Origin of the sequence: Streptomyces sp. NBC_00250, from assembly GCF_036192275.1 — a bacterium.
Lineage (GTDB): Bacteria > Actinomycetota > Actinomycetes > Streptomycetales > Streptomycetaceae > Streptomyces.
This window is the reverse complement of record NZ_CP108088.1, coordinates 7,688,016-7,712,877: the sequence shown is the minus strand read 5'-3', so window position 1 is coordinate 7,712,877 and position 24,862 is coordinate 7,688,016. Positions and strand designations below refer to the sequence as shown.

Genomic DNA, 24,862 nt, shown 5'->3' with positions numbered 1-24,862 from the left:
GATGAGATCTTAGCTCATTGTTACCTATGCTCACAATGAACCAGGTCCTGATATTGTTCCCGCATGAGCACCTCCGCCGTCCCGACCGGCCCCGGCGGCCGTTCGGGGGAACCCGACGCCGACGGCCTCCTCGCCGAGCAGCTGCTGCGCCTCACCCGGCGTCTGCACCGCATCCAGAAACGCCACCTGGAGCCGGTCGGCATCACGCCCGCCCAGTCCAGGCTGCTCCGCACCGTCGCGCACTTCGGGGAGCCGCCCCGGATGGCCGACCTGGCGGCCCGGCTGGAGGTCGTCCCGCGCGCGGTGACCAGTCTCGTCGACGGCCTGGAGGCCGGCGACCGGGTGCGCAGGGTGCCCGATCCGAGCAACCGCCGGGTCGTACGGATCGAGCTCACCGACGCGGGCCGCGCCACGCTGCGAGAGCTGCGCAGCGCGCGCCGGGCGGCCGCAGAGGACATCCTTGCTCCATTGACCGCCGCACAGCGCGAGGTGCTCGGGGGTCTGCTGACCGCCCTGGTCGACCCCGGCCCGGAGGGCGGCTGCTGACCCCTCGGGCACGGGGACGCGCCGAAGGGGAGCCGTGACATGCCGTTGTTCGAGCCGAACCCGCAGGCCCTTCGCCCCGGTACGAAGCGGAGTCCGGCCCCGGACCGCGTGCCGGAGCTCCAGGCACGGGGAACGCCGAAGCGGCTGCGCCAGGAGCTCACCGAGCTCCTGGGTCCGGAGAAGGTCCTCTCCACGATCTCGGACCTCGTCCGGTACGCCTCCGACGCCAGCCCCTACCGCTTCGTCCCGCAGGTGGTCGTGGTCGCCGAGGACATCGACGACATCTCCACGATCCTGTCGTACGCGCACGGAAAGGGACGCGAGGTGGTCTTCCGGGCCGCCGGGACCAGTCTCAACGGACAGGCCCAGGGCGAGGACATCCTGGTCGACGTACGCCGCCACTGGGCGGGCGTCGAGGTCCTGGACGGCGGCGCGCGCGCCCGGATCCGCCCCGGCACCACCGTCGTACGGGCCAACGCCGCACTCGCCCCGCACGGGCGGGTCCTGGGTCCCGATCCGGCCAGCGCCATCGCCTGCACGATCGGCGGAGTCGTCGCCAACAACGCCTCGGGCATGACGGCCGGGACGACGAGGAACTCGTACCGGACGGTCTCCTCGCTCACCTTCGTGCTGCCGAGCGGGACCGTGGTCGACACCGCCGACCCGGCCGCCGACGAGGCGCTGGCGCACGCCGAGCCCCGGCTCTGCGCCGAGCTGATGGAGCTCAGGGCGGAGATCGAGGCGGACACCGAGCTGACCGACCGGATCCGCGCCAAGTACGCCATCAAGAACACCAACGGCTACCGGCTCGACGCCTTCCTCGACGGCGACACCCCGGTGAAGATCCTGCGCGGCCTCATGGTCGGCTCCGAGGGCACCTTCGGCTTCATCTCCGAGGTCGTCTTCGACACGCTGCCGCTGGACCGCCAGGTGTCCTCGGCGCTGCTCTTCTTCCCCTCGCTGCCGGCGGCGGCGGAAGCGGTGCCCCTGTTCAACGGGGCGGGTGCGCTCGCCGTGGAGCTGATGGACGGCAACACGCTGCGGGCCTCGGTGAGCGTGGCCGGCGTCCCCGCGGACTGGGCGGAGCTGCCCAAGGAGACGGCGGCGCTCCTCGTCGAGTTCCGGGCCCCCGACACGTCGGCCCTCGGGGCGTACGAGGCGGCCGCGGAGAAGGTGCTCGCCGGGCTCGATCTGGTGGCCCCGGTGGCCTCCGTGGAGAACGCGTTCACCCGCGACCCGAAGAGGATCTCCGGCTACTGGAAGGCCCGCAAGGCCTTCGTGACGGCGGTCGGCGGCTCGCGCCCCTCCGGTACGACCCTGATCACCGAGGACTTCGCGGTGCCCCCGGCCCGGCTCGCGGAGGCCTGCGCGGCGCTGCTCGACCTGCAGGCCCGGCACGGATTCGACGCGGCCGTGGCCGGTCACGCGGCCCACGGCAACCTCCACTTCCTCCTCGCCTTCGACGCGGGCGACCCCACCGACGTCGAGCGGTACGCGGGCTTCATGGACGAGTTCTGCAAACTGACCGTGGAGCGCTTCGACGGCTCCCTGAAGGCGGAGCACGCCACCGGCCGCAACATCGCGCCGTTCCTGGAGCTGGAGTGGGGGACGAAGGCGACCGAGCTGATGTGGCGGGTCAAGGAGGCCATCGACCCCGACGGGGTGCTGGCCCCGCGGATCGTCCTGGACCGCGACCCGCACGCCCATCTGCGAGGGCTGAAGACGATCCCCACGGTGGAGCTGATCGCCGATCCCTGCATCGAGTGCGGCTTCTGCGAACCGACCTGTCCCAGCCACGACCTGACGACCACTCCGCGCCAGCGGATCGTGCTGCGCCGGGAGATGATGCGGCAGCGGGACGGCTCCCCGGTCGAGGCCCGGCTCCTGGAGTCGTACGGCTACGACGCCGTCGACACCTGCGCGGGCGACTCCACCTGCAAGCTGGCCTGTCCGGTCGGGATCGACACGGGCGCCCTGATGAAGGAGTTCCGGCACGAGCGGCACACCTCGCGCGAGGAGCGGATCGCCGCGCTGGCCGCCAAGAACTTCCGGGCGACCGAGGCGTCCGCGCGGCTCGCGGTCGCCGCGGCGGACCGGATCGGCGACCGGGTCCTGGCGTCGGTGACGGGCCTGGCCCGTCGGGCGGTCAGCACCGACCTCGTACCGGCATGGCTGCCGGAGATCCCCGGCGCGGCGGCGCGGCGGCTGCCCCGCACCCACCGCCCCGCGGCGGTCGCCGTCTACTACCCGGCCTGTGTGAACCGGATCTTCGGCAATCCGGACGGCGAGCGGGGCCCCTCGCTCCCGGAGGCCGTGGTCGCCGTGTCCGCGCGCGCGGGGAAGCCGGTGTGGATCCCGGACGACGTGGCCGGAACGTGCTGCGCGACGATCTGGCACTCCAAGGGGTACGAGCGCGGCAACGAGGTGATGGCGAACCGGATCGTCGAGGCGGCCTGGGGCTGGACCGCGGGCGGGACGCTGCCCCTGGTCGTGGACGCCTCCTCGTGCACCCTCGGCATCGCGCACGAGGTCGTGCCGTATCTGACGGAGGAGAACCGGGCGCTGCACGCCGAGATGACGGTGGTCGACTCGCTGGTGTGGGCGGCGGACGAGCTGCTCCCCCGGCTCGACGTACGCCGCCGGGTCGGCTCCGCCGTGGTCCATCCGACGTGCTCGATGCGGCACCTGGGCGACGAGGACAAGCTGACGGAACTCGCGCGGGCCTGCGCCGACGAGGTCGTCGTCCCCGCCGACGCGGGCTGCTGCGCCTTCGCGGGCGACCGGGGCATGCTGCACCCGGAGCTGACGGCCGCGGCGACGGCCCGTGAGGCGGCCGAGGTGACGGCCCGGCCGTTCGACGCGCACCTCTCGGCCAACCGGATGTGCGAGATCGGGATGGACCGGGCGACGGGCCGGAGCTACGGGTCGGTGCTCCTCGCCCTGGAGCACGCGACCCGGCCCTGACCACTCCTCGGCGTGACGCTTCCTGACGGCCCCTCACCCCTCGTGGTGAGGGGCCCTTCGTACGTTCGAGTGAGGGTCGGCGCCCGGTACGGCTCGACGCGAGATCCGGAACAGTAAAGTCCAACTACCCGTCGCAAGAGTCCTATCGGCGCCCTTGCGCACCATCGGCCACCGGGGCCAGGGTCCTGTGCGGGATTCATGAAACAGCCGTGCCCACAGCTCCGGGAGGTTCCATGAACGAGCAGTCATCGCACGACCCGAGCCGCCGCAGAGTCCTCAGGACCACCGCCGCCGCGGCGGGGGCGGGACTCGGTGTCGGCGCCCTCGGCGTCCCGGCCGCCGAGGCGGCGACCCCGGCGGCCGCTCAGGCCGCCGCTCCGGCGGCCGGGGCCGCAGCCGCGCCGAAACGCCTCGGAGCCACCATGGCCGGCGTCCCCTTCGCGGGCCGCTCCACCGTCCGGGTCGGCATCGTCGGCTTCGGCAACCGGGGCGCAAGCATGATCGGCCACTTCCTGTCGCACCCCTGGGTCCGGGTGAACGCCGTCTGCGACCCCGTGCGCGAGAAGGCCGAACGGGCCGCGGCTCAGGTCGTCGCCGCCGGGCAGCCCGCCCCCGCCGTCTACGCGAACGGCGAGAACGACTACGAGAAGCTCTGCGCCCGCACCGACCTCGACCTCGTGTACGTGGCCACGCCCTGGGAGACCCACTTCCCGATCGCCCGCGCGGCGATGCTGAACGGCAAGCACGTCGGCGTGGAGTGTCCGGTCGCGATGCGGCTCGACGAACTGTGGGAGCTCGTCGACCTGTCGGAGCAGACCCGCCGCCACTGCATGCAGCTGGAGAACTGCTGCTACGGCCGGAACGAGATGCGGGTGCTCCGGATGGCGCACGCCGGCAAGTTCGGCACGCTGCTGCACGGCGCGGGGGCGTACAACCACGATCTGCGCGGCCTGATGTTCTCCCCCACGTACTACGAGGGCCCCTGGCGCCGCCTCTGGCACACCCAGCTGAAGGGCGACCTCTATCCCAACCACGGCTTCGGTCCCGTCGCCAACTACATGGACGTCAACCGGGGCGACCGGGCGGTGAGCATCAGCAGCTTCGGCACACCGGCGCTCGGCCTCGCCGAGTACCGCGCGGAGCACATGCCGTCCGGCGACCCCAGCTGGAAGGAGTCGTACATCGGGAGCGACCGGACGATCAGCCTGATCCAGACGGCCAAGGGCCGGGTCATCCGCCTGGAGCACGACGTCTCCACCCCGCACCCGTACAGCAGGATCAACAGCCTGGGCGGCACCCGCGGCGTCTTCGAGGACTACCCGGCCCGGATCTATCTGGAGCCGGACCACAAGGACGACCAGTGGGCCGACTTCTCGGCGTACGCGGCCGAGTTCGACCACTGGCTCTGGAAGGAGCACGCCGATCCGCCGGGCGGTCACGGCGGCATGGACTACATCATGATCTACCGCCTGATGCAGTGCATGCGGCTCGGCCTCGTGCCGGACTTCGACGTGTACGACGCCGCCACGTGGACGGCGCCGGTGCCGCTGAGCCACGCGTCGATCAAGGCACAGGGCGCGCCTCAGGAGATCCCCGACTTCACGCGCGGCGAGTGGCGCAAGGCCCGCTCGGGCGTGGACTCGGCGAAGCCTGCCTGACGGACGAGGTGCCCGGCCCCTCTGTACGGGGCCGGGCACCGCCGTGTTCGGTCAGCAGCGCCGCAGATCCTGGGTGACCGTGCCCTGAACGGTCGTCAGGCTCCGGTCGTGGCAGCCCTCGGAGCCGTACAGCCGGTAGCGTTCGTTCGTGGTGCCGACCGCGTGCCGCTGGTCACGCGGGACACCGGTGGTGTACGTCGCGTCCCCGGTGTAGGTGTCGTCGAGCCGCGACCAGGAGAGCCGCCGTCCGTCGCGCAGGACGCTGGTGTCGGCGCGGTCCCCGAGCGTGAGGACGGTCCGCAGTCGGTCGCCCGCGCCGATCGTCGTCTCGCCGTCCATCGTGTACGTCCGGTCGGCGCGGGTGACGGTCCGGCCGCTGGTCACGGTCTCCCGGTCGGTCCAGCGCGCGGTGAACGCGTCCGGGTTCTCCCCCTCGCCCCAGCGGTGCGCGGAGCCGTGGGCGACGGTCCGGTCGACGGTGGTGGCGACCCGCCCGTGCGAGGTGTTCAGGTGTCCGGCGACGGTGAGGCGGTGCCCGGCGTCGGTGTCGAGCCGGTGGAGGGAGTCCGCGGTGGCCGCCGTGTAGACGGAGGAGTTGCGCGGGGCGGTCTCCTCGTGGCGGTCGAGGCCGCCGGTGACGACCCGGCTGCCCTCGTCCTGCCAGAGCAGCACGTTGGTGGGGGTGGACCAGCCCGCCTGCCCGGCCGGGACCCCGGCGACGGTGACCTCCACGCGGTGGGCGCGGCCGTCGTTGAGGACGGCGGCGAACGGGGTCAGGTCGTAGAGGATCGGCTGGACGTCGAAGGCGCGCGGCCCGGGGGTGACGTACCAGAGGAAGGGGTTCGACCAGCCGCCGGTCCAGACGGTGGGGAAGGGCGCGGCGATGCCGGCGAGGCGTCCGTCGACGGAGACCCGGACCTCACGGTGCGGTCCGTCGCCGGCCCGGCAGGAGTAGGGGGCGGCGTCGGGGACGGAGAGGTACCAGTACTCCTCGCAGCCGCCGCCGGAGCCGGTGGCGTACACCTCGGCGAGGACGCGTTCGGTGTTGCGCGGGGTCGTGAGGGTGGGGCCGGTGAGGGGGATCACCCGGTCGGGCGTACCGGCGGCGGGTTTCACCCGGCCCTGGGCGGTGTGGAAGGTGAGGGTGACGCGGACGTCGAGGACGCCGGTGTAGGTCTCGTTCACGACATTGCCGATGAGCATCTCGACGGCGCCGGGGCGGCTGAGGGTGTCGCGGTAGCGGGTGACGTCCTTCTCGACCGACCAGGTGATGCCGTCGGGCGAGGGCTGGGGCGTGGAGGTGCGGAGGATCTCGACGCCGCCGACGGTGAGGTACCCGAGGCGGTCGTACTGGCGGCCCTTCACGTTTCCTTCGAGGCGCAGGACGACCTTGTTCCAGCGGGTGCCGCACTCCTTCGGCGGGGCGTAACTCCCCTGGTAGGGGGTGAAGTCGCGGAACTGCGCGGCGGCCAGGGTCACCTCGCAGCTGCGGGTGCCGGGGGTCTCGACGGGCGGGGCGGCGGTGACCGGGTCGTGCCAGTCGGCGGTGAACTCGGCCGGGGGCGTCGGGCCGTTCGGACCGTCGGCGGCGGCCGGGTGGGCGGTGAGGAGCGCGCCCGCGGCGAGGACCAGACCGCTGAGCATGCTCATGATCTTGAGTGATCTCATGGGGCTGGAGTGAAGCGCGCTCGGTGCCGTGCGGTCCAGAGGACGATGAGCGGACATGGCGCGATCTGTTCCCTCATGGGGAAAATCGATTGCCGCCTCAGGGCGAAAAAGCGAACCTTGCACGGTTTCCCCCTGCCATCGCACCCGCTCGCCGTCGCGCACCCCTGCCTTCGCACATCCCCGCCTTCACACCCCACGCGTTCGCACATCCCCGCCTTCACCCCCCGTTCGCACATCCCCGCCTCACACCTTCCCGCCGTCGCACACCCTCGCCGTCGCACACCCCCGGCGCGCGTTCCCCCCAGACAAGACCCGGAGACCCTGGGACGCCATGCAGATTCGAGATCTTCCCTACGCCGACCCTGGGGTCCCCGATGTCCGCTCGGGCACCCGGTTCCTCGTCTGGCTCGGCCGTCAACAGCTCGGCGGGCAGGTGAAGTCCATGCTGTGGGGGCTCCTGCACCACCTGGGAATCGCCGGACTGCCACTCGGCATCGGCATCGCCGTACAGTCGGTCGTGGACCGCGACGGCGGGCGACTCGCGCTCGCCGGAGGCCTGCTCGTGGTCCTCGGCGTCGCGATCTCGGCCGGTGACGTGATGCTGCACCGCACCGCCGTCACCAACTGGATCACCGCGGCCGCCCGGGTGCAGCAGCTCCTGGCCCGCAAGACCGCCGAACTGGGCTCGGTCCTCACCCGGCGGGTCGCCGCGGGCGAGGTCGTCGCCGTCTCCACCGGAGACGTCGAGAAGATCGGCTGGTTCGTCGAGGCCCTGTCCCGGTTCGCCGCGGGCGCCGTCGTGCTCGTCGTCATCTGTGTGGGCCTCGTCGTCTACCAGCCCGCCCTGGGCGTCGTCGTGGCCGTCGGCATCCCGATCCTGGCCCTGGCCGTCCTGCCGCTCCTCCCCCGCGCGACCCGCCGGGCGGACACCCAGCGAGAGAAGGCGGGCAAGGCCACCGAGCTGGCCTCCGACACCGTCGCGGGACTCCGCGTGCTGCGCGGCATCGGCGGCGAGGAGCTGTTCCTCGGCCGCTACCGCGCCGCCTCCCAGGAGGTCCGCAAGGCCGCCGTCCGCAGCGCGCGGATGTGGGCGATGATCTCCGCGATCCAGGTCGTGCTGCCCGGCATCCTGCTCATCGTCGTGGTGGCGTACGGGGCGCGGCTCGCGTTCGACGGGCGGATCACCGTAGGTGAACTGGTCACCGTCTACAGCGCGGTGGCCCTCACGTACCACCCACTGCGCAACTTCGAGGAGATCGCCATGGCCTTCTCCTTCTCCCGGCCGTCCGCGAAGCGGGCCGCCCGGGTCCTCGGCCTCGCCCGTACGACCACCACCGCCGCGGACGAGGACCGGGACGAGGACCGCAAGGCCACCGGTGACCTGTACGACCCGCTGACCGGGCTGCTGGCTCCGGCGGGGCTCTTCACCGCGGTCGTCTGCGGAGACCCGGACCTGGCCGGGCGGCTCGCCGACCGGCTCGGCGGCCACCCGGCCGAACCGGGCGAGGACCACACCTCGGTCCTCCTCGGCGGGGTCCCCCTGGACGAACTGCCGCTGGGGTCCGCCCGTACGGCCGTCCTCGTCCAGGACAAGGAACCGGTCCTGCTCTCGGGCACGCTCAGCGAGCTGCTCGACGTGCCCCGCTCCGGCGAGGTGCCGCCGGAGCGGGCCCTGGCCGCCGCCCGGTGCGAGGACGTCCTCGACGCGCTCGCCCAGGCGTCCGTGGACACCGACGGCGATCCGATGCGCACCCGCATCACCGAGCGGGGCAGGTCGCTCTCGGGCGGCCAGCGCCAGCGGCTCGCCCTCGCCCGGTCCCTGGTGACCGACCCGGAGGTGCTCGTCCTCGACGAGCCCACCTCGGCGGTCGACGCGCACACCGAGGCCCGGGTCGCCGCCGGCATCCGCGAACTGCGCGAGGCGAGAACCACCGTGGTCCTCGCCTCCTCACCGCTGCTCCTGGACCGCGCCGACCGGGTCGTCCTGGTCGACGACGGCCAGGCGGTCGCCGTCGGCACCCACCGCGAGCTGCTCGCCCGGGAGCCCCGCTACCGCGCGGTCGTCACCCGCGAGACCGACGAGGAGCTCGCCGCGGCGGCGCCGAGGGTCGGCACGGCCGCTGCTGTCGGCGACGTCGAAGCCGTCGGTGAACTCGAAGCACTGGAAGGGGAATCGGCATGATCGGCCTGGCGCCACCGGAGTACGACCCGGCGGCCCCGACGACGGCGACGACACTGCCCGTCGCCGCCGACTCGACGGTCCGCACCTATGTACGCGAGCTGCTGAGCCGCCACCGCCGGGCGTTCGCGCTGCTCATCGGGGTGAACGCGGTCGCCGTGATCGCCTCGATGGCCGGCCCGTACCTGCTCGGTTCGCTGGTGGACGAGCTGGCCACGGGCGCGCGTGAGCTCCATCTGGAGCGCACGATCGCGCTGTTCGCGGTCGCGCTGCTCGTCCAGACCGCGTTCGTCCGGCTCGTCCGGCTGCGCGGGGCGATGCTCGGCGAGGAGATGCTCGCCGATCTGCGGGAGGACTTCCTCGTCCGCGCGGTCGGCCTGCCGCCCGGCGTGCTCGAACGGGCCGGCACGGGTGACCTGCTGTCCCGTATCACCACGGACGTCGACCGGCTCTCCAACGCGATGCGCGAGGCCGTGCCCCAGCTGGCCATCGGCGTCGTGTGGGCCGGTCTGCTGCTCGGCGGCCTCGCGGTCACCGCGCCGCCGCTGGCGCTCGCCGCGCTGCTCGCGGCGCCGCTGCTCGTCGTGGGCTCCCGGTGGTACTTCCGGCGGGCGCCGGCCGCGTACCGCTCGGAGTCCGCGGGGTACGCGGCGGTGGCCGCCGCCCTCGCCGAGACGGTCGACGCGGGTCGCACAGTCGAGGCGCACCGCCTCGGCGGTCGCCGGATCGCCCTGTCGAACCGGCGCATCTCGGAATGGGTCGCATGGGAGAGGTACACCCTCTTCCTCCGCTCGGTGCTCTTCCCCGTCGTCAACATCACCCATACGACGGTCCTCTGTTCCGTGCTGCTGCTCGGCGGGGTGTTCGTGCTCCAGGGCTGGATCGACGTCGGTCAGCTGACGACGGGCGCCCTGCTCGCGCAGATGCTGGTGGACCCGATCGGGATCGTGCTCCGCTGGTACGACGAACTCCAGGTCGCGCAGGTGTCGCTGGCCCGGCTCGTCGGTGTCCGCGACATCGAGCCGGACGCGGGCGACAAGGAGGTACGGCCGGAGGGCCGGGCCGTCCGGGCGGACGAGGTCCGGTTCGGGTACCGCGAGGGCGTCGACGTGCTGCACGAGGTGTCCCTGAAGGTGGCGCCCGGCACCCGGCTCGCCCTGGTCGGCCCGTCCGGCGCGGGCAAGTCCACCCTCGGCCGCCTCCTCGCGGGCATCTACGCCCCGAGGACGGGCTCGGTCACCCTCGGCGCGGCCGAGCTGGCCCGGATGCCCGCCGAGCGGGTCCGCGAGCACGTGGCCCTGGTCAACCAGGAGCACCACGTCTTCGTGGGCTCCCTCCGGGACAATCTGCTCCTCGCCAAGAACGGGGCCACGGACACCGAGCTGTGGGCGGCGCTCACGGCGGTGGACGCCGAGGTGTGGGCCCGTGGTCTCGACGAGGGCCTGGACACGGAGGTCGGCTCGGGCGGCCGCTCGCTGACCCCGGCGCAGGCGCAGCAGATCGCACTGGCCCGGCTGGTCCTCGCGGACCCGCACACGCTGGTCCTGGACGAGGCGACCTCGCTGCTCGACCCGCGGGCGGCCCGGCACCTGGAGCGCTCCCTCGGACGCGTCCTGGACGGCCGTACGGTCGTGGCCATCGCGCACCGGCTGCACACCGCGCACGACGCCGATCTGATCGCGGTGGTCGAGTCCGGCCGGATCAGCGAACTCGGCAGCCACGCGGAACTGGTCGCGGCGGACGGGGCGTACGCGGCGCTGTGGAGGTCGTGGCACGGCTGACACCGGACTGGAGCGGGCCGGGCCGGGGCGTCGTACGACGTCTCGGCCCGGCCCGCTTCCGTCGGATTCCGCTCAGTAGCCGATCGTGAACCGGCGCTGGACGAAGCGGGGCAGTTCCGCCTCGTCGACGAGGGCCACGGCCGCGTCCTCCGCCGAGACGCGGCTGCGTCCTTCGGCGTCGCGAACCGGCTGGTCCTCGCCGACGCGGAAGCGGCCGGTGCGCTCGCCGGGTGCGATGTCCTCGGCCGGGCTGAAGTAGGTCCAGCGGCGGTTGGAGGTGCGCAGCACGTTCAGGGCGTCGCGGTGGCCCCGTACCGCCGCCGCGTAGGCGCGCGGAAGGCCGACGCCGTCGAGGGTCTCGTGGAGGCGTTCCTCCGCGTCGGCGAGCACCACACCCGGCTCGATCTCCAGGCTGCCCGCGCCACCGATCACGATGAGCCGGGTCCTGGGGTGACTTTCGAGTGCCTTGAGCAGGGCGCGCGCCGCGGTGGCGTAGATCCCGGCGTCGGCGATCGAGCGCCGGACGGTGTCCGCCATGTCCTGGGCGGCGTTTCCGGGCTGGAAGGCGCTGATGAGGACGTCGAGTCCGGGCAGGACGGCTGCGATGCCCGCGGGGTCGAGGACGTCGAGGCTCGCCCAGGTGATGTTCTCGCGGGTCTCCCGCGCCGCCGCCTCCGTGGCGTCGCGGCTGAAGGCCCTGATGTGGTGCCCGCGCTCCAGGGCCTCCGCGACGACGCGGCTGCCGATGGTGCCGGTGGCTCCGATGACGCCGATGTGCATGGCTCTCCCCCTGTGATCACAGCTCTGGCGCATCACTGACGTGACGCCGTGCGAAAACTATACGCCGTGAAGTTCACGCCGTGCAGTTTCCGTACACCCACCAAAGCAGCGATAGGCTGCCCGCATGACCGGGACATCGGAAGCACGGACAGAGGCGGCTCCGGCCGGGCGCGGGCGCCGTGAGCGGCTCCGGGCCGAGACCACGGCCGAGATCAAGGACACGGCCCTGCGCCTGATGACCTCGGGCGGTCCCGACGCGATCACCCTCCGGGCGATCGCCCGTGAGATGGGCATGACGGCGAACGCGATCTACGGCTACTTCGCCACCCGCGACGACCTGGTCACCACGCTCATCGACGACGTGTACTCGGCGCTCGCCGACGCGGTGGAGACGGCCTGGGCCACCGCGTCCGCCGAGACCTCCGCCGGGGACCCCGGCCCGAACCCCACCGCCCGGATCCTCGCCTGGGCCCACGCCTTCCGCACCTGGGCCCTGACCCATCCCGAGGGCTTCCGGCTCGTGTACGGCGATCCCGTGCCCGGCTACCGGGCCCCCGAGGAAGGCGCCGCCCCGGACGCGGCCCGCCGCGTCTGCACCGGCCTCGCCGGCCTCGCCGCGGCGGCCTGGCCGTACGCCGAACCCCTCTACCGGGACAGCGCGTTCACCTGGTCCGACTTCGACGCCGGACTCCTCGACAAGGTCCGCCCCGCCTTCCCCGAACTGCCGCCGGCCGGTGTCGCCCTCGCGCTACGCCTCTGGGGTCACCTGCACGGGCTCGTGGCCCTGGAGGTGTACGGACACCTCGGCCGCCAGACGGCCAGCCCGGACAAGCTCTTCCAGGAGGAACTGTCCCGGCTCGTGACGACGCTCGGCGTCCCGCGACGCGCGGACGGCGAGGACTGACCCCGGCCCCGGGCCGACCGGAACCGGATCAGGCGGTCGCCCACCGCCGCACCGTGTCGTCGTCGCGGGTGAGCCAGGTGCCGTCGCCGAGCGGCACGGCGGTGACGCCCGGCGGCCACGGGTAGTCGAGCTCGGCGAGGGGCATGAGCGTGCGGGCGTCGAGAAGGACGTGGACGCCCTCCTCCGCCCACTGTTCCTCGGCCGTCACGACCAGGATCCGCCGGTCGTCGACGAAGCCAGGGGTGTAGCCGATGAACATCCGGTCCGGGGGCAGAACCTCGCCGGCCTCCACCAGGACCTCGTCGGTACCGTCCTGGGTACGGATCAGGTATCCGCCGCCGACGTCCTGGATGACCAGCGCCCCCTCCGTGCCGACGCCGACGCAGGCTTCCGTGACGATGCCCGTCGCACGGACGTCGAGGCCGCCGTCCGTGCGGGTGACCAGGAAGCACAGGGTGCCGTCCTGTCCCATGGAGGCGGTGAGCAGGACGTCGGGGCTCCCTTCGGGAAACCCCTGGAACTCGTACGCCGCGACGCGGGACGGCAGGACGTGCTCGCCGAGCACCTCGCCGGTGGCCAGGTCGAGGGCCAGGCAGACGTCCCCCGCGTACGGTCTGCCGGGTTCGAAGGGCCCGGCCATGGCCACCAGAAGGACCCGGCCGGCCGGGTCTGGCGCGCACGCGCCGGAAGAAGCCCCGGTCCCCTGCGGCCGGTGCCGGTGCTCCCAGCGGACGGCCCCGTCGGCCTCGTGGACAGTGACGGACTCCGGGCCGCTGAAGGCCATGGCGCCGCCGGGCAGGGGCGAGCAGTACGTGTCGGACGTGCCCGGCTCCGGGTCCGTCCACGTCGCACGGTCGCCGAGCACCCGGGACGGATCGGCGTCGACCTTGCCGATGGTGATCGTGCCCTCGCCCCGGACGACGAGCCAGTGCGCCCCGTCGCGCCGCATCGAGCCGTCCAGGCGCCCCCAGGCCTCGGCGACCCCGGGTACGGGCTCACTGGCGAGCAGCCGTACGGGTACACGGGGACAGTTCACGGAACCCCCATTCCAGGGAACGTCTCAGAAGAGAAGGAACGTCTCAGAAGAAACCGAGCGCCGAGGCGCCGCCCACCCCGCCGAGCACCATGAACGCGGGCATCAGGACCTTGAGCTCCACCCAGCTGCCGGCCCGGAAGCGCATGCCCTTCGGCGGGCCGATCGGGTACCAGCGCTTCCGACCGACGGGGATGGGCCAGAGGATCGGGCAGCCGGAGACGGTCAGGGCGTCGCCGATGTCGTGGACGAGGGCGCCGAGCACGATCGGAAGCCCGAGCCACAGGTACTCCTGGCCGGGGCCGGTGAAGAACCAGTCCGAGCCGTTGCCGGGCTTGTCGAGGACGCCCGCCAGGATCCAGGCGCTGGTCGCGCCGAGCAGCCAGACCAGGACGTCGCTGGACATCCGGGCGGCCCGCCACAGCAGGCCTTCCACGGCGAGGACCAGGTGCACGAAGAGGATGGCGAGCACCGCCCACCGGCCACCGGTGATCGCCGCGACGGAGGCGCCGCCGCCGATCAGGACCGCCCAGAGCCAGGTGTGGGTGAGGGTCCGGTGGCCGCCGGACCTGCGGGGGTCGGCGGAGGAGCGGGTCGCCTTGTAGACGGCGTACGACAGCTTGTCGACGATCTCGCACAGCCCCTTGGAGACCGGTCCGAAGGCCCGCGAGATGGTCGCCGACTTGTGGTCCAGGTCGGGGGCGAGGGCCGCGCCCGCGCAGATGAGCGCGCCGACGACGAGAACCGGCCATGGCATCGGGCGGTCGAAGGCCGCCGCTGCCGCTCCGACACCCAGCCAGGCCGCCGCTCCGGACAGCGAGTGTGCCGGTCCCATCATGGTTGGCCCGCCCCGTTTCTCCCCTGCCGGCGCTCAGTTGACGACCGGTCGACGGACGAGCCTATCGTCCGTGATCTTCGTTCCGGTGGCCGGTTCCCTCATCCGAGCGGAATCCAGGCAAGATGGGGGCGTGACCCTTATCGATCAGCTGCCGCCGACCGCCGACCCCGACGCCCTCTTCGAGGCCTTCTCCTCCTGGGCCGAGGACCGGGGCATCACGCTCTACCCGGCCCAGGAAGAGGCGCTGATCGAGGTCGTCTCCGGGGCCAACGTGATCTTGTCCACGCCCACCGGATCGGGAAAGTCGCTGGTCGCCGCGGCCGCGCACTTCACCGCGCTCGCGAACGACCAGGTGACCTTCTACACCGCGCCGATCAAGGCGCTGGTGTCGGAGAAGTTCTTCGATCTCTGCAAGATCTTCGGCACCGAGAACGTCGGCATGCTGACCGGCGACGCCTCCGTGAACGCGGACGCACCGGTGATCTGCTGTACGGCCGAGGTGCTGGCCTCGATCGCGCTGCGGGACGGCAAGTACGCGGACATCAACCAGGTCGTGATGGACGAGTTCCACTTCTACGCCGAGCAGGACCGCGGCTGGGCGTGGCAGATCCCGATCCTGGAGCTCCCCCAGGCGCAGTTCATCCTGATGTCGGCGACGCTCGGCGACGTGTCGATGTTCGAGAAGGACCTGACCCGGCGCACGGGCAAGCCGACCTCGGTGGTCCGCTCGGCGACCCGGCCGGTGCCGCTCTCGTACGAGTACGTGCTCACCCCGATCACGGAGACCCTGACGGAGCTCCTGGAGACCAAGCAGGCGCCGGTCTACATCGTCCACTTCACGCAGGCGCAGGCCGTCGAGCGGGCGCAGTCGCTGATGAGCATCAACATGTGCACGCGCGAGGAGAAGGACAAGATCGCCGAGCTGATCGGCAACTTCCGCTTCACCACCAAGTTCGGCCAGAACCTCTCGCGTTACGTCCGGCACGGCATCGGCGTGCACCACGCGGGCATGCTGCCGAAGTACCGCCGGCTCGTCGAGAAGCTGGCGCAGGCCGGTCTCCTGAAGGTGATCTGCGGGACCGACACCCTCGGCGTGGGCGTGAACGTTCCCATCCGTACGGTGCTCTTCACCGCCCTCACGAAGTACGACGGCAACCGGGTGCGCACGCTGCGCGCCCGTGAGTTCCACCAGATCGCGGGCCGGGCCGGCCGGGCCGGCTTCGACACCGCCGGCTACGTGGTCGCCCAGGCCCCCGAGCACGTCATCGAGAACGAGAAGGCGCTCGCCAAGGCCGGCGACGACCCGAAGAAGCGCCGCAAGGTGGTCCGCAAGAAGGCCCCCGAGGGATTCGTCGCCTGGAGCGACACCACCTTCGAGCGGCTCATCGACGCCGAGCCGGAGCCGCTGACCTCCCGCTTCAAGGTCACCAACATCATGCTGCTCTCGGTGATCGCCCGCCCGGGCAACGCCTTCGAGGCGATGCGCAAGCTCCTGGAGGACAACCACGAGCCGCGCAAGGCCCAGCTGCGGCACATCCGCCGGGCCATCGCCATCTACCGCTCGCTGCTCGACGGCGGGGTCGTGGAGCAGCTGGACACTCCGGACGCCGAGGGCCGCACGATCCGCCTGACGGTCGACCTCCAGCAGGACTTCGCGCTGAACCAGCCGCTGTCGACGTTCGCGCTCGCCGCCTTCGACCTGCTCGACCCGGAGTCCCCCTCGTACGCCCTGGACATGGTCTCCGTCGTCGAGTCGACGCTCGACGACCCGCGCCAGATCCTCGCCGCCATGCAGAACAAGGCGCGCGGCGAGGCCGTCGGGCAGATGAAGGCGGACGGCGTCGAGTACGAGGAGCGGATGGAACGGCTCCAGGACATCTCCTACCCGAAGCCGCTCGATGAACTGCTCTGGCACGCGTACAACGTCTACCGGAAGTCGCACCCGTGGGTCGGCGACCACCCGGTCTCGCCGAAGTCGATCATCCGTGACATGTACGAACGGGCGCTGACCTTCACCGAGTTCACCTCCTGGTACGAGCTGTCGCGCACCGAGGGCATCGTCCTGCGGTACCTCGCGAGCGCGTACAAGGCGCTCGACCACACCATCCCGGACGACCTCAAGACCGAGGACCTGGAGGACCTGATCGCCTGGCTGGGCGAGATGGTCCGTCAGGTGGACTCCTCGCTGCTCGACGAGTGGGAGCAGCTGGCCAACCCCGAGATCCAGACGGCCGAGGAGGCCCAGGAGAAGGCCGACCAGGTCAAGCCGGTCACGGCCAACGCCCGCGCCTTCCGGGTACTGGTGCGCAACGCGATGTTCCGCCGGGTGGAGCTCGCGGCCCTCGACAACGTGGACGCGCTCGGCGAGATGGACGCCGAGGCCGGCTGGGACGCGGACGCGTGGGGCGAGGCGATGGACGCCTACTGGGACGAGTACGACGACCTCGGTACGGGCCCCGACGCGCGCGGCCCGAAGCTGCTCGCCATCGAGGAGGACGCGGCCCACGGCCTGTGGCGCGTCCGGCAGACCTTCGCCGACCCGAACAAGGACCATGACTGGGGCATCAGCGCGGAGGTGGATCTCGCGGCCTCCGACGAAGAGGGCCGCGCGGTCGTCCGCGTGACGGCCGTCGGACAGCTGTAGAGGAGAGACCTGACGTGACCAACCCCGCCGAGAGGCTCGTCGATCTGCTCGACCTGGAGCAGATCGAGGTCAACATCTTCCGTGGGCGGAGCCCGCAGGAGTCGCTGCAGCGGGTCTTCGGCGGGCAGGTCGCCGGGCAGGCCCTCGTCGCCGCCGGCCGCACCACCGAGGGCGGCCGGCCGGTGCACTCGCTGCACGCCTACTTCCTGCGGCCGGGCCGGCCGGGCGTGCCGATCGTCTACCAGGTGGAGCGGGTGCGGGACGGGCGCTCGTTCACGACCCGCCGGGTCACGGCGGTGCAGGAAGGGCGGACGATCTTCAATCTGACGGCCTCCTTCCACCAGCCCGAGGAGGGTGCCTTCGAGCATCAGCTGCCGCCGAGGCACCTGACGGACCCGGAGAGCCTGCCGAACCTCGCGGACGAGATCCGCGAACACCTGGGTGCGCTGCCGGAGGCCCTGGAGCGGATGGCCCGTCGGCAGCCGTTCGACGTCCGTTACGTGGACCGGCTGCGCTGGACCCAGGCCGAGGTCAAGGGCGCGGACCCGCGCTCCGCGGTGTGGATGCGGGCCGTGGGGCCGCTGGGCGACGACCCGCTGATCCACACCTGCGCCCTCACCTACGCCTCGGACATGACGCTCCTGGACGCGGTACGCATCCCGATCGAACCCCTGTGGGGCCCGCGGGGCTTCGACATGGCGTCGCTGGACCACGCGATGTGGTTCCACCGGCCGTTCCGCGCGGACGAGTGGTTCCTGTACGACCAGGAGTCCCCGATCGCGACGGGCGGTCGGGGACTCGCGCGGGGCCGGATCTACGACCGCGAGGGGCAGCTCCTGGTGTCGGTGGTCCAGGAGGGCCTGTTCAGGAAGCTCTGAGCGGGACGTGGCCGGGGCCGTGCCTGGCCCCGGCGACGTCCGACCCGGTCCGACCCGGCCCGGTCACTCGTACTCGGTGCCGCCCTTCCGCGTCAGGTAGGCCGGGCTGACCGCCTTGGCGATGGCCCGGCCGCCGACGACCGGGCTGTACCGCTCGGTCGCGGGCCGGATCACGACACCCTCCCGCAGGTGCGCCTCCCGCCCGGAGACGGTCTCCCGGCCGCTGGCGTGGGCGAGGACCGTGTCCAGGTCGTACGGGCCGGAGTACAGCCGCGGTACGAGCGGGACCTCACCGTCCTCCAGGACCTCGGCCGGGTCCAGCCACTCCACGCGGCCGTCGATCTCGGCCGACACGTCGAAGAGCGCGTACCCGACGGTCTCGGACCGGGCGTCGGCGCCGTACGCGAGGTCCTGCACCCCGGAGCCGTACACCTCGCCGAAGAACCCGACGCGGCGGGCGCCGAGGCGTTTCGCCAGCCGCTCGGCGACGGAGGGCAGCCCGTGACCGTGGACGGCGCGCCAGTACAGGTTGCGCGGGTCCTCCTGGAGGGCCAGGCCCTTCGAGCCGAAGCCCTTGGACGAGACCTGGACGCGGCCCTCCTCGGCGAGGTAGGTCATCAGACAGGCCGTGCCGTGGAGCTTCTCCGTCAGGACGACGTGCTCGCCGGGCTCGAAGATCTCCGGGTAGCGCTGGAGGTTCTCGATGTCGACCCAGGGCAGCAGGTCGGGCGCGACCTCCACGTCACCGCTCATGGTCGGCGGTATCGGCGGCACCCACTTGGTGATCCCCAGCGCCTCCGCGAAGTCGGCGCCCTCGGCGGCCGCCCGCGCCAGGTCGGTGCCGGCCAGCGCGCCCGGACGACAGACGATGCCCTGCGACAGCTCCCCGCGCAGCCGCACCGCCTTGACCCGGTCCGACTTCCCGCCGGCGAGCCGCCCGGTGAGCCCGAGCTCTTCGATGAGTCCGGCGGGCAGCACCGCCTGCTCCGGGATGTAGACGGCGGCATCGCCGGTCCGATAGGCACCCTTGGCGACCACGGCCCGATAGAGGCCGACCTGGGCCAGCTCAAGGGCGTCGGCGTTGGGGTGGGGATGGACGGTCAGGACTTCGGCGGTGACGCGCAGGGTCGACATATCAGCACTCCGGATGCTCGGGTTTCCTTCTCATCGCGGGTCACTGTGCCGGGCCACGAATCAGTTGGCCCAATGGTTTTGACGGCTGATAGCGTCGTGATCTTCGCCGGCGGGGTCCCGTCGGAGTCACATCGGGATCCGCTCACGACCTCTGCCGTCCCCTCCCCCGCCCTCGCCTCCGCGCTCCGCCGCGTCGAGGCCGTCTTCGGCGGGATGACAGCACCGCGTACGCCGAGCTCATCGCCTCAGCCGGCTGACGGGTCCAGGCCCGGCAGCGTGTCCTGGTCCACCTCGTGGCGGCGGGTGCGGATGTCGGGGGCCGGCGGGTGGAGCTTGGCGTCACATGTCGGACCGAGGCCGGTGCGGCGGGAGTCGGCGCCGGTGAGCGGGCGGCCGCAGAGGCGGCAGACAACCCGGCGCGGACCTTCCTCAGGTGCGGAATCGATCGAGATTGCCAGTGGTTCATCTCCCATGCTGAGATCAAACCTCATTCCGACGAGGAGCTGTCCATGAGCCTGTACGAGATTCCGCTGAAGAGCCTGACCGGTGATCCGGTCTCCCTTGCCGACTACCGGGACCGCGCGGTCCTGGTCGTGAACGTCGCCTCCAAGTGCGGTCTGACCCCGCAGTACGCGGGTCTGGAGAAGCTGCAGAAGGAGTACGGCGACCGCGGCTTCACCGTGCTCGGTGTGCCCTGCAACCAGTTCGCGGGCCAGGAGCCCGGCAGCGCCGACGAGATCCAGACCTTCTGCTCGACGACGTACGGCGTGTCCTTCCCGCTCCTGGAGAAGATCGACGTCAACGGCGAGGCCCGCCACCCGCTCTACAGCGAGCTGGTCAAGGTCGCCGACGCCGAGGGCGAGGCCGGTGACGTGCAGTGGAACTTCGAGAAGTTCCTGATCGGCCGCGACGGCCAGGTCACGCGCTTCCGTCCGCGCACCGAGCCCGACGCCCCCGAGATCGTCTCCGCGATCGAGGCCCAGCTTGTCTGACGTCGTGAGCGGTACGGGGGTCGTCGAGCGGCTGCGGGCCGCGGGCTGTGTCTTCGCCGAGGAAGAGGCGGAGATGCTGCTCGCGGCGGCGACCGGACCCGCCGAACTCGACCTGATGGTCGAGCGGCGGGCCTCGGGCCTGCCCCTGGAGCACGTCGTGGGCTGGGCCGAGTTCGCCGGGCTGCGCATCGAGGTCGACAGCGGGGTGTTCGTCCCCCGGCGGCGTACGGAGTTCCTGGTCGGGCACGCGGTGGACCTGGCCCGTCCGGGCGCCGTCTGCGTCGACCTGTGCTGCGGCTCGGGCGCGGCGGGCGCGGTTCTCCTCGACCGGGTCGAGGGCGCGGAGGTGCACGCCTCGGACATCGAGCCGGCGGCGGTGCGCTGCGCCCGCCGGAACGTCGAACCGCGCGGCGGCCGGGTCTACGAGGGCGACCTCTTCGCCCCGCTGCCCGCGGAGCTGCGGGGCCGGGTCGAGATCCTGGTCGCCAACGTGCCGTACGTACCGACCGAGGACATCGCACTGCTGCCCCCGGAGGCACGCGACCACGAACCGCACGTCACGCTCGACGGCGGCCCGGACGGTCTGGACGTGCTGCGGCGGGTCGCCGCCGAGGCGCCGGAGTGGCTGGCACCGGGCGGACGCCTCTTCGTGGAGACGAGCGAGCGGCAGGCCGAGCGGGCCGTGGAGGCCGTCGCGGAGGAGTCCGGGGGCCTGCTCGCGCCCGAGGTGATCACCTCCGAGGAGTGGTGGGCGACGGTGGTCGTCGCGACCCGGCGGTAGAGGCCCGCGCTCCTATGCCTCGGCTCCGGGCGAGCTCGGGACCGCCCGGGGCTTGAGGCGGCAGCGGGCCGGGCCGGCCGCCTGGAGGGTGATCGCGGGGGCGACCGGCACCACGGTGTCGACGGCCTCGAACTCGTGGCGCTGGAGGATCATCGCCAGCGCGATCACCGACTCCAGCATCGAGAAGTGCTGGCCGATGCACGCGCGCGGGCCGCCGCCGAAGGGGAACCAGGCGTAGCGGGGGCGGGCGGCCTCCGCCTCGGGCGTGAAGCGGTCGGGGTCGAAGCGCTCCGCGTCCTCCCAGTAGTCGGGGTGGCGGTGGGTGACCCAGGGGGCGACGATGACGTCCGCGCCGGCCGGGATGGTGACGCCGCCGATCTGCGTGGCGGCGACGGCGCGGCGCCCGATGGCCGGGGCGGCCGGGTAGAGCCGCATGGCCTCCTTGAGGACCTGGGTGACGTAGGGCAGCGCGTCGAGGTCGGCGGCGCCGGGCGTACGGCCTCCGAGGACCCGGTCGACCTCTTCGTGGGCCCGCTTCTGCTCCTCCGGGTGGAGGGCGAGGAGATGGAGGGCGAAGCCGAGGGAGGTGGCGGTCGTCTCGTGTCCGGCGAGGAGGAAGACGAGGACCTGCTCGCGCAGTTCGGTCGCGTCGAAGCTGCCGTCCTCGGCGCTCTCGGCCTCGACGAGGAGGGTGAGCAGGTCCTGGCCGTCGCCGGAGGCCTCGCCGGAGGTCCGCCGCTGGGCGATGATGCGGTCGCAGACCTCGTACAGCGCCTGGTGGACGGCGCCGGCGCGGCGGTTGCCGGGGGTGGGCCAGTCCCGGGGGACGTTGAGCGGGGAGTAGCCGCGGCGCAGGACGTAGGCGCCGAGTTCGGGGAAGCTCTTCTCGACGATCTCGACGGCCGTGTCGACGTCCGTGCCGAAGAGGATGCGGGCGACGGCGCGCAGGGCGAGGCGGGCCATGTCCTGGAGGACGTCGACGGATTCGGCGCCGCCGTCCCGCCACTCCTCGGTGAGGGTGGTGACCTCGGCGGCGATGGCGGAGGCGTAGCTGTCGACGCGGCGGCGGGTGAAGAGGGGCTGGACGAGCCGGCGCTGGCGCAGGTAGTCCTCGTCCTGGCTGGTGAGCAGCCCGTTGCCGAAGGAATCGCGGACCTCCTGGTAGAAGGCGTTGTCCTTGCGGAAGTTGGCCGACTCGCCGGCGAGGACCTGCTGGACTCCGTCGGCGGAGAAGACGCCGTAGACGGTGGCGCGGATGCCGGGCGGTCCCGCGACGATCCGTACGACGTCGCCGTGCTCGCGTTGGGCGCGCAGGAAGGTGCCGAGGGAGTCGTTCCTGAGGTCGAACATGGAGCCGAGGAGCGGGAGTCCCGGGAGTTCGGGCGCTTCGGTTCCGGTGGTGATGGTCATGAGCGGTTCCCCTCGATCGTCACCTGACGCGTGATTGTCCCCCCAGGAGGTGACCCACGGGTAGGGATGCCCGAACCGCCGACCGGTTCTGGCCTTGTTGGCTCGAATCAGCCGACTGTCAGTGGTGTCTGGGAAGCTCGTCGTATGGAACGCCCCGAGCTCACGCTGCAACTGACCATCGACTGCGCCGACCCTCAGCGGCTCGTGCCGTTCTGGCTGGAGGCCCTGCGGTACGTCCCCGACCCGCCGCCCGAGGGCCACGCCACCTGGCGGGCGTACTGGGAGGCGATCGGCGTCCCCGAGGACGAGCTGGGCCAGGACGCCGGGGAGCTTCCGGAATCCATCGTCGACCCGAAGGGCGTGGGCCCCCGGATCTGGTTCCAGGCCGTCCCGGAACCGAAGACCGTCAAGAACCGCGTCCATCTGGACCTCAAGGTCGGCGGCGGCCGCGGGGTGCCGCTCGCTGTGCGCCGCGAGCGGGTGGACGGCGAGGTGTCCCGGCTGACGGCGATCGGCGCGACGATCCTGTACTCGATGGACGAGCCGAACGGCATGGACTACTACGCGGTGGTCCTCCAGGACCCGGAGGGCAACGAGTTCTGTCTCGTCTGACCTCCCGCCCGGCAGGGCGGGCCGAGTCCGTGGCAGACCTGATCGCGCGGGATCTCGCGGGATCACGCGGGTGAGAGGAGCGGGAGACAAGGTGGCCGAGACGACGGTGGCCGAGGTGATGGCCGAGCTGGCCGCGCTGGAGGACCCGAAGGCGCGCGCGGTGAACGAGAGACACGGTGACGACCACGGTGTGAACCTCGGCAAGCTGCGCGCGCTCGCGAAGCGGCTGAAGACACAGCAGGACCTCGCGGAACGGCTATGGGAGACGGGCGACACCGCGGCGAGACTGCTGGCGATCCTGATCTGCCGCCCGAAGGCCTTCGGGCGGGACGAGCTGGACGCCATGCTCCGCGGGGCACGCACGCCCAAGGTGCACGACTGGCTCGTGAACTACGTGGTGAAGAAGAGCCCCCACGCCGAGGAGCTGCGTCTGGCGTGGACCGCCGACCCGGATCCGGTGGTCGCGAGCGCCGGCTGGGCACTGACCACCGAGCGGGTGGCGAAGAAGCCCGAAGGCCTCGACCTCGACGGACTGCTCGACGTCGTCGAGGCGGAGATGAAGGACGCCCCGGACCGTCTCCAGTGGGCGATGAACCACTGCCTGGCCCAGATCGGGATCGAGCACCCCGAGCAGCGCGCCCGGGCACTGGGCATCGGTGAGCGCCTGGAGGTCCTCAAGGACTACCCGACGCCCCCGGGCTGCACGTCTCCGTTCGCGCCCGTCTGGATCACCGAGATGGTGCGCCGCCGGGAGGCGAAGTAGCGCGGTCCGGGCCGTCCGGCTCTGCGGCGGCCCGGAAGGGCAGCACCCTCCACAGAGCCGGATCGGCCACGGCCGGGTTACTTCGCGATGGCCCGGCTGATCACCATGCGCTGGATCTCGCTGGTGCCCTCGAAGATCGTGTAGATGGCCGCGTCGCGGTGCATGCGCTCCACCGGGTACTCGCGGGTGTAGCCGTTGCCGCCGAGGATCTGGATGGCCTGGGCCGTGACCTTCTTGGCGACCTCGCTCGCGTACAGCTTGGACATGGAGCCCTCCGCCGCGGTGAAGGGCTTGCCGGCCGTCGCCATCCAGGAGGCGCGCCAGACCAGGAGGCGGGCCGCGTCGATCTGGGTGGCCATGTCGGCGAGCTGGAAGGCGACGCCCTGGTTCTCGATGATCGGGCGGCCGAACTGGACACGGGTCTTCGCGTAGTCGAGGGCGACCTCGTACGCGGCGCGGGCGGTGCCGACGGCCATGGCGCCGACCGCCGGGCGGGAGGCCTCGAAGGTGGCCATGGCGGCGTTCTTCACGCGCTCGCCGCCACCGGCCTTGGCCTTCTCGCGGGCCCGGGCCAGGCGCTCGTCCAGCTTCTCCTTGCCGCCGAGGAGGCAGTGGCCGGGGACGCGGACGTCCTCCAGGACGACCTCGGCGGTGTGGGAGGCACGGATGCCGTGCTTCTGGAACTTCTGGCCCTGGGAGAGACCGGGGGTGTTCGGCGGCACGATGAAGGACGCGTGGCCCTTGGAGCCGAGCTCGGGGTCGACGACCGCGACGACGACGTGGACGTTGGCGATGCCGCCGTTGGTCGCCCAGGTCTTGGTGCCGTTGAGCACCCACTCGTCGGTGGCCTGGTCGTAGACGGCACGGGTACGCATCGAGGCGACGTCCGAGCCGGCGTCGGGCTCGGACGAGCAGAACGCGGCGACCTTGACGTCGTTGGCGTCGCCGTACATCTGCGGGACCCAGGTGCCGATCTGCTCCTCGGTGCCGTTGGCGAGGACGCCGACGGCGGCGAGGCCCGTGCCCACGATGGAGAGCGCGATGCCGGCGTCGCCCCAGAAGAGCTCCTCCATCGCCATGGGGATGCCGAGGCCCGTCGGGTCGAAGAACTGCTGGGCATAGAAATCGAGAGAGTAGATGCCGATCTTGGCCGCTTCCTGGATGATCGGCCAGGGAGTCTCCTCACGCTCGTCCCATTCGGCGGCCGCGGGGCGCATCACATCGGCGGCGAAGCCGTGGAGCCAGTCGCGGACCTGCTTCTGGTCATCGTTGAGTTCGAGCGTGAACTCGCCCATAG

General features: G+C 72.0%; 20 protein-coding genes. 12 read left to right on the top strand and 8 right to left on the bottom strand.

Annotated elements, in window-relative coordinates; translation table 11 throughout:
• Window positions 1–63: 63 nt before the first annotated feature.
• The 3 genes from OG259_RS35010 to OG259_RS35000 all read left to right on the top strand — a co-directional run bounded on the left by OG259_RS35010 (window position 64) and on the right by OG259_RS35000 (window position 5,168).
• A complete protein-coding gene (locus tag OG259_RS35010; protein WP_328945880.1) occupies window positions 64–546 on the top strand; it encodes a MarR family winged helix-turn-helix transcriptional regulator in 483 nt (160 codons plus the stop codon).
• A 39-nt stretch (window positions 547–585) separates the two neighbouring features.
• Window positions 586–3,510 carry an FAD-binding and (Fe-S)-binding domain-containing protein gene (locus OG259_RS35005; protein ID WP_328945879.1) on the top strand — a complete coding sequence of 975 codons (2,925 nt, stop codon included), beginning with the start codon at window positions 586–588 and terminating at the stop codon, window positions 3,508–3,510.
• 233 nt (window positions 3,511–3,743) lie between these two features.
• The gene (locus tag OG259_RS35000) at window positions 3,744–5,168 is read left to right on the top strand and encodes a Gfo/Idh/MocA family protein (RefSeq protein ID WP_328945878.1); all 1,425 of its coding nucleotides are present in this window, start codon (window positions 3,744–3,746) and stop codon (window positions 5,166–5,168) included.
• Between the two features lie 51 nt (window positions 5,169–5,219).
• On the opposite strand, the gene OG259_RS34995 is transcribed toward OG259_RS35000, so the two are convergent.
• Window positions 5,220–6,836: a peptide-N4-asparagine amidase gene (locus tag OG259_RS34995; RefSeq protein WP_328945877.1), complete on the bottom strand. Its 1,617-nt coding sequence runs from the start codon at window positions 6,834–6,836 to the stop codon at window positions 5,220–5,222.
• Window positions 6,837–7,167: 331 nt separating this feature from the next.
• Here OG259_RS34995 and OG259_RS34990 point away from each other — a divergent pair, with 331 nt between their 5' ends.
• Both OG259_RS34990 and OG259_RS34985 read left to right on the top strand, forming a co-directional pair.
• On the top strand, window positions 7,168–9,018 hold the full coding sequence (locus OG259_RS34990; protein ID WP_328945876.1) for an ABC transporter ATP-binding protein: 1,851 nt from the start codon (window positions 7,168–7,170) through the stop codon (window positions 9,016–9,018).
• Window positions 9,015–10,796, top strand: coding sequence for an ABC transporter ATP-binding protein (locus tag OG259_RS34985; RefSeq protein ID WP_328945875.1), 1,782 nt, complete (start codon window positions 9,015–9,017; stop codon window positions 10,794–10,796). The genes OG259_RS34990 and OG259_RS34985 overlap by 4 nt, the downstream gene beginning before the upstream one ends.
• A gap of 72 nt (window positions 10,797–10,868) precedes the next feature.
• On the opposite strand, the gene OG259_RS34980 is transcribed toward OG259_RS34985, so the two are convergent.
• Entirely contained in the window at window positions 10,869–11,576 is a 708-nt protein-coding gene (locus OG259_RS34980) for an NAD(P)-dependent oxidoreductase (protein ID WP_328945874.1), read from the bottom strand.
• 124 nt (window positions 11,577–11,700) lie between these two features.
• On the opposite strand from OG259_RS34980, the gene OG259_RS34975 reads away from it, so the two are divergent.
• On the top strand, window positions 11,701–12,480 hold the full coding sequence (locus OG259_RS34975; RefSeq protein WP_328945873.1) for a TetR/AcrR family transcriptional regulator: 780 nt from the start codon (window positions 11,701–11,703) through the stop codon (window positions 12,478–12,480).
• Window positions 12,481–12,508: 28 nt separating this feature from the next.
• Here the strand turns inward: OG259_RS34975 and OG259_RS34970 are convergent, their stop codons facing one another.
• Together OG259_RS34970 and OG259_RS34965 are read right to left on the bottom strand one after the other, a co-directional pair.
• The gene (locus OG259_RS34970) at window positions 12,509–13,516 is read right to left on the bottom strand and encodes a hypothetical protein (RefSeq protein WP_328945872.1); all 1,008 of its coding nucleotides are present in this window, start codon (window positions 13,514–13,516) and stop codon (window positions 12,509–12,511) included.
• 43 nt (window positions 13,517–13,559) lie between these two features.
• A complete protein-coding gene (locus OG259_RS34965; RefSeq protein WP_266902670.1) occupies window positions 13,560–14,351 on the bottom strand; it encodes a metal-dependent hydrolase in 792 nt (263 codons plus the stop codon).
• A 70-nt stretch (window positions 14,352–14,421) separates the two neighbouring features.
• On the opposite strand from OG259_RS34965, the gene OG259_RS34960 reads away from it, so the two are divergent.
• Window positions 14,422–16,995: a DEAD/DEAH box helicase gene (locus tag OG259_RS34960; protein WP_328945871.1), complete on the top strand. Its 2,574-nt coding sequence runs from the start codon at window positions 14,422–14,424 to the stop codon at window positions 16,993–16,995.
• A 14-nt stretch (window positions 16,996–17,009) separates the two neighbouring features.
• Window positions 17,010–17,873: an acyl-CoA thioesterase gene (locus tag OG259_RS34955; RefSeq protein WP_328945870.1), complete on the top strand. Its 864-nt coding sequence runs from the start codon at window positions 17,010–17,012 to the stop codon at window positions 17,871–17,873.
• A 63-nt stretch (window positions 17,874–17,936) separates the two neighbouring features.
• Here the strand turns inward: OG259_RS34955 and OG259_RS34950 are convergent, their stop codons facing one another.
• Together OG259_RS34950 and OG259_RS34945 are read right to left on the bottom strand one after the other, a co-directional pair.
• Window positions 17,937–19,007, bottom strand: a complete 1,071-nt coding sequence (locus tag OG259_RS34950) for an RNA ligase (ATP) (RefSeq protein ID WP_328945869.1) — start codon at window positions 19,005–19,007, stop codon at window positions 17,937–17,939.
• A 245-nt stretch (window positions 19,008–19,252) separates the two neighbouring features.
• Window positions 19,253–19,480, bottom strand: a complete 228-nt coding sequence (locus OG259_RS34945; protein WP_328945868.1) for a DUF6011 domain-containing protein — start codon at window positions 19,478–19,480, stop codon at window positions 19,253–19,255.
• Window positions 19,481–19,516: 36 nt separating this feature from the next.
• On the opposite strand from OG259_RS34945, the gene OG259_RS34940 reads away from it, so the two are divergent.
• The gene (locus OG259_RS34940; protein WP_328945867.1) at window positions 19,517–19,999 is read left to right on the top strand and encodes a glutathione peroxidase; all 483 of its coding nucleotides are present in this window, start codon (window positions 19,517–19,519) and stop codon (window positions 19,997–19,999) included.
• A gap of 4 nt (window positions 20,000–20,003) precedes the next feature.
• Window positions 20,004–20,780, top strand: a complete 777-nt coding sequence (locus tag OG259_RS34935) for a putative protein N(5)-glutamine methyltransferase (protein WP_328945866.1) — start codon at window positions 20,004–20,006, stop codon at window positions 20,778–20,780.
• 12 nt (window positions 20,781–20,792) lie between these two features.
• On the opposite strand, the gene OG259_RS34930 is transcribed toward OG259_RS34935, so the two are convergent.
• Window positions 20,793–22,190, bottom strand: coding sequence for a cytochrome P450 (locus OG259_RS34930; protein WP_328945865.1), 1,398 nt, complete (start codon window positions 22,188–22,190; stop codon window positions 20,793–20,795).
• 144 nt (window positions 22,191–22,334) lie between these two features.
• Between OG259_RS34930 and OG259_RS34925 the strand changes: the two genes are divergently transcribed.
• On the top strand, window positions 22,335–22,802 hold the full coding sequence (locus OG259_RS34925) for a VOC family protein (protein WP_328945864.1): 468 nt from the start codon (window positions 22,335–22,337) through the stop codon (window positions 22,800–22,802).
• Window positions 22,803–22,893: 91 nt separating this feature from the next.
• Entirely contained in the window at window positions 22,894–23,565 is a 672-nt protein-coding gene (locus OG259_RS34920; RefSeq protein ID WP_328945863.1) for a DNA alkylation repair protein, read from the top strand.
• A gap of 77 nt (window positions 23,566–23,642) precedes the next feature.
• Here the strand turns inward: OG259_RS34920 and OG259_RS34915 are convergent, their stop codons facing one another.
• Complete coding sequence (locus OG259_RS34915) at window positions 23,643–24,860, bottom strand: acyl-CoA dehydrogenase family protein (RefSeq protein ID WP_266902692.1); 1,218 nt, start codon at window positions 24,858–24,860, stop codon at window positions 23,643–23,645.
• Between the last annotated feature and the right edge of the window lie 2 nt (window positions 24,861–24,862).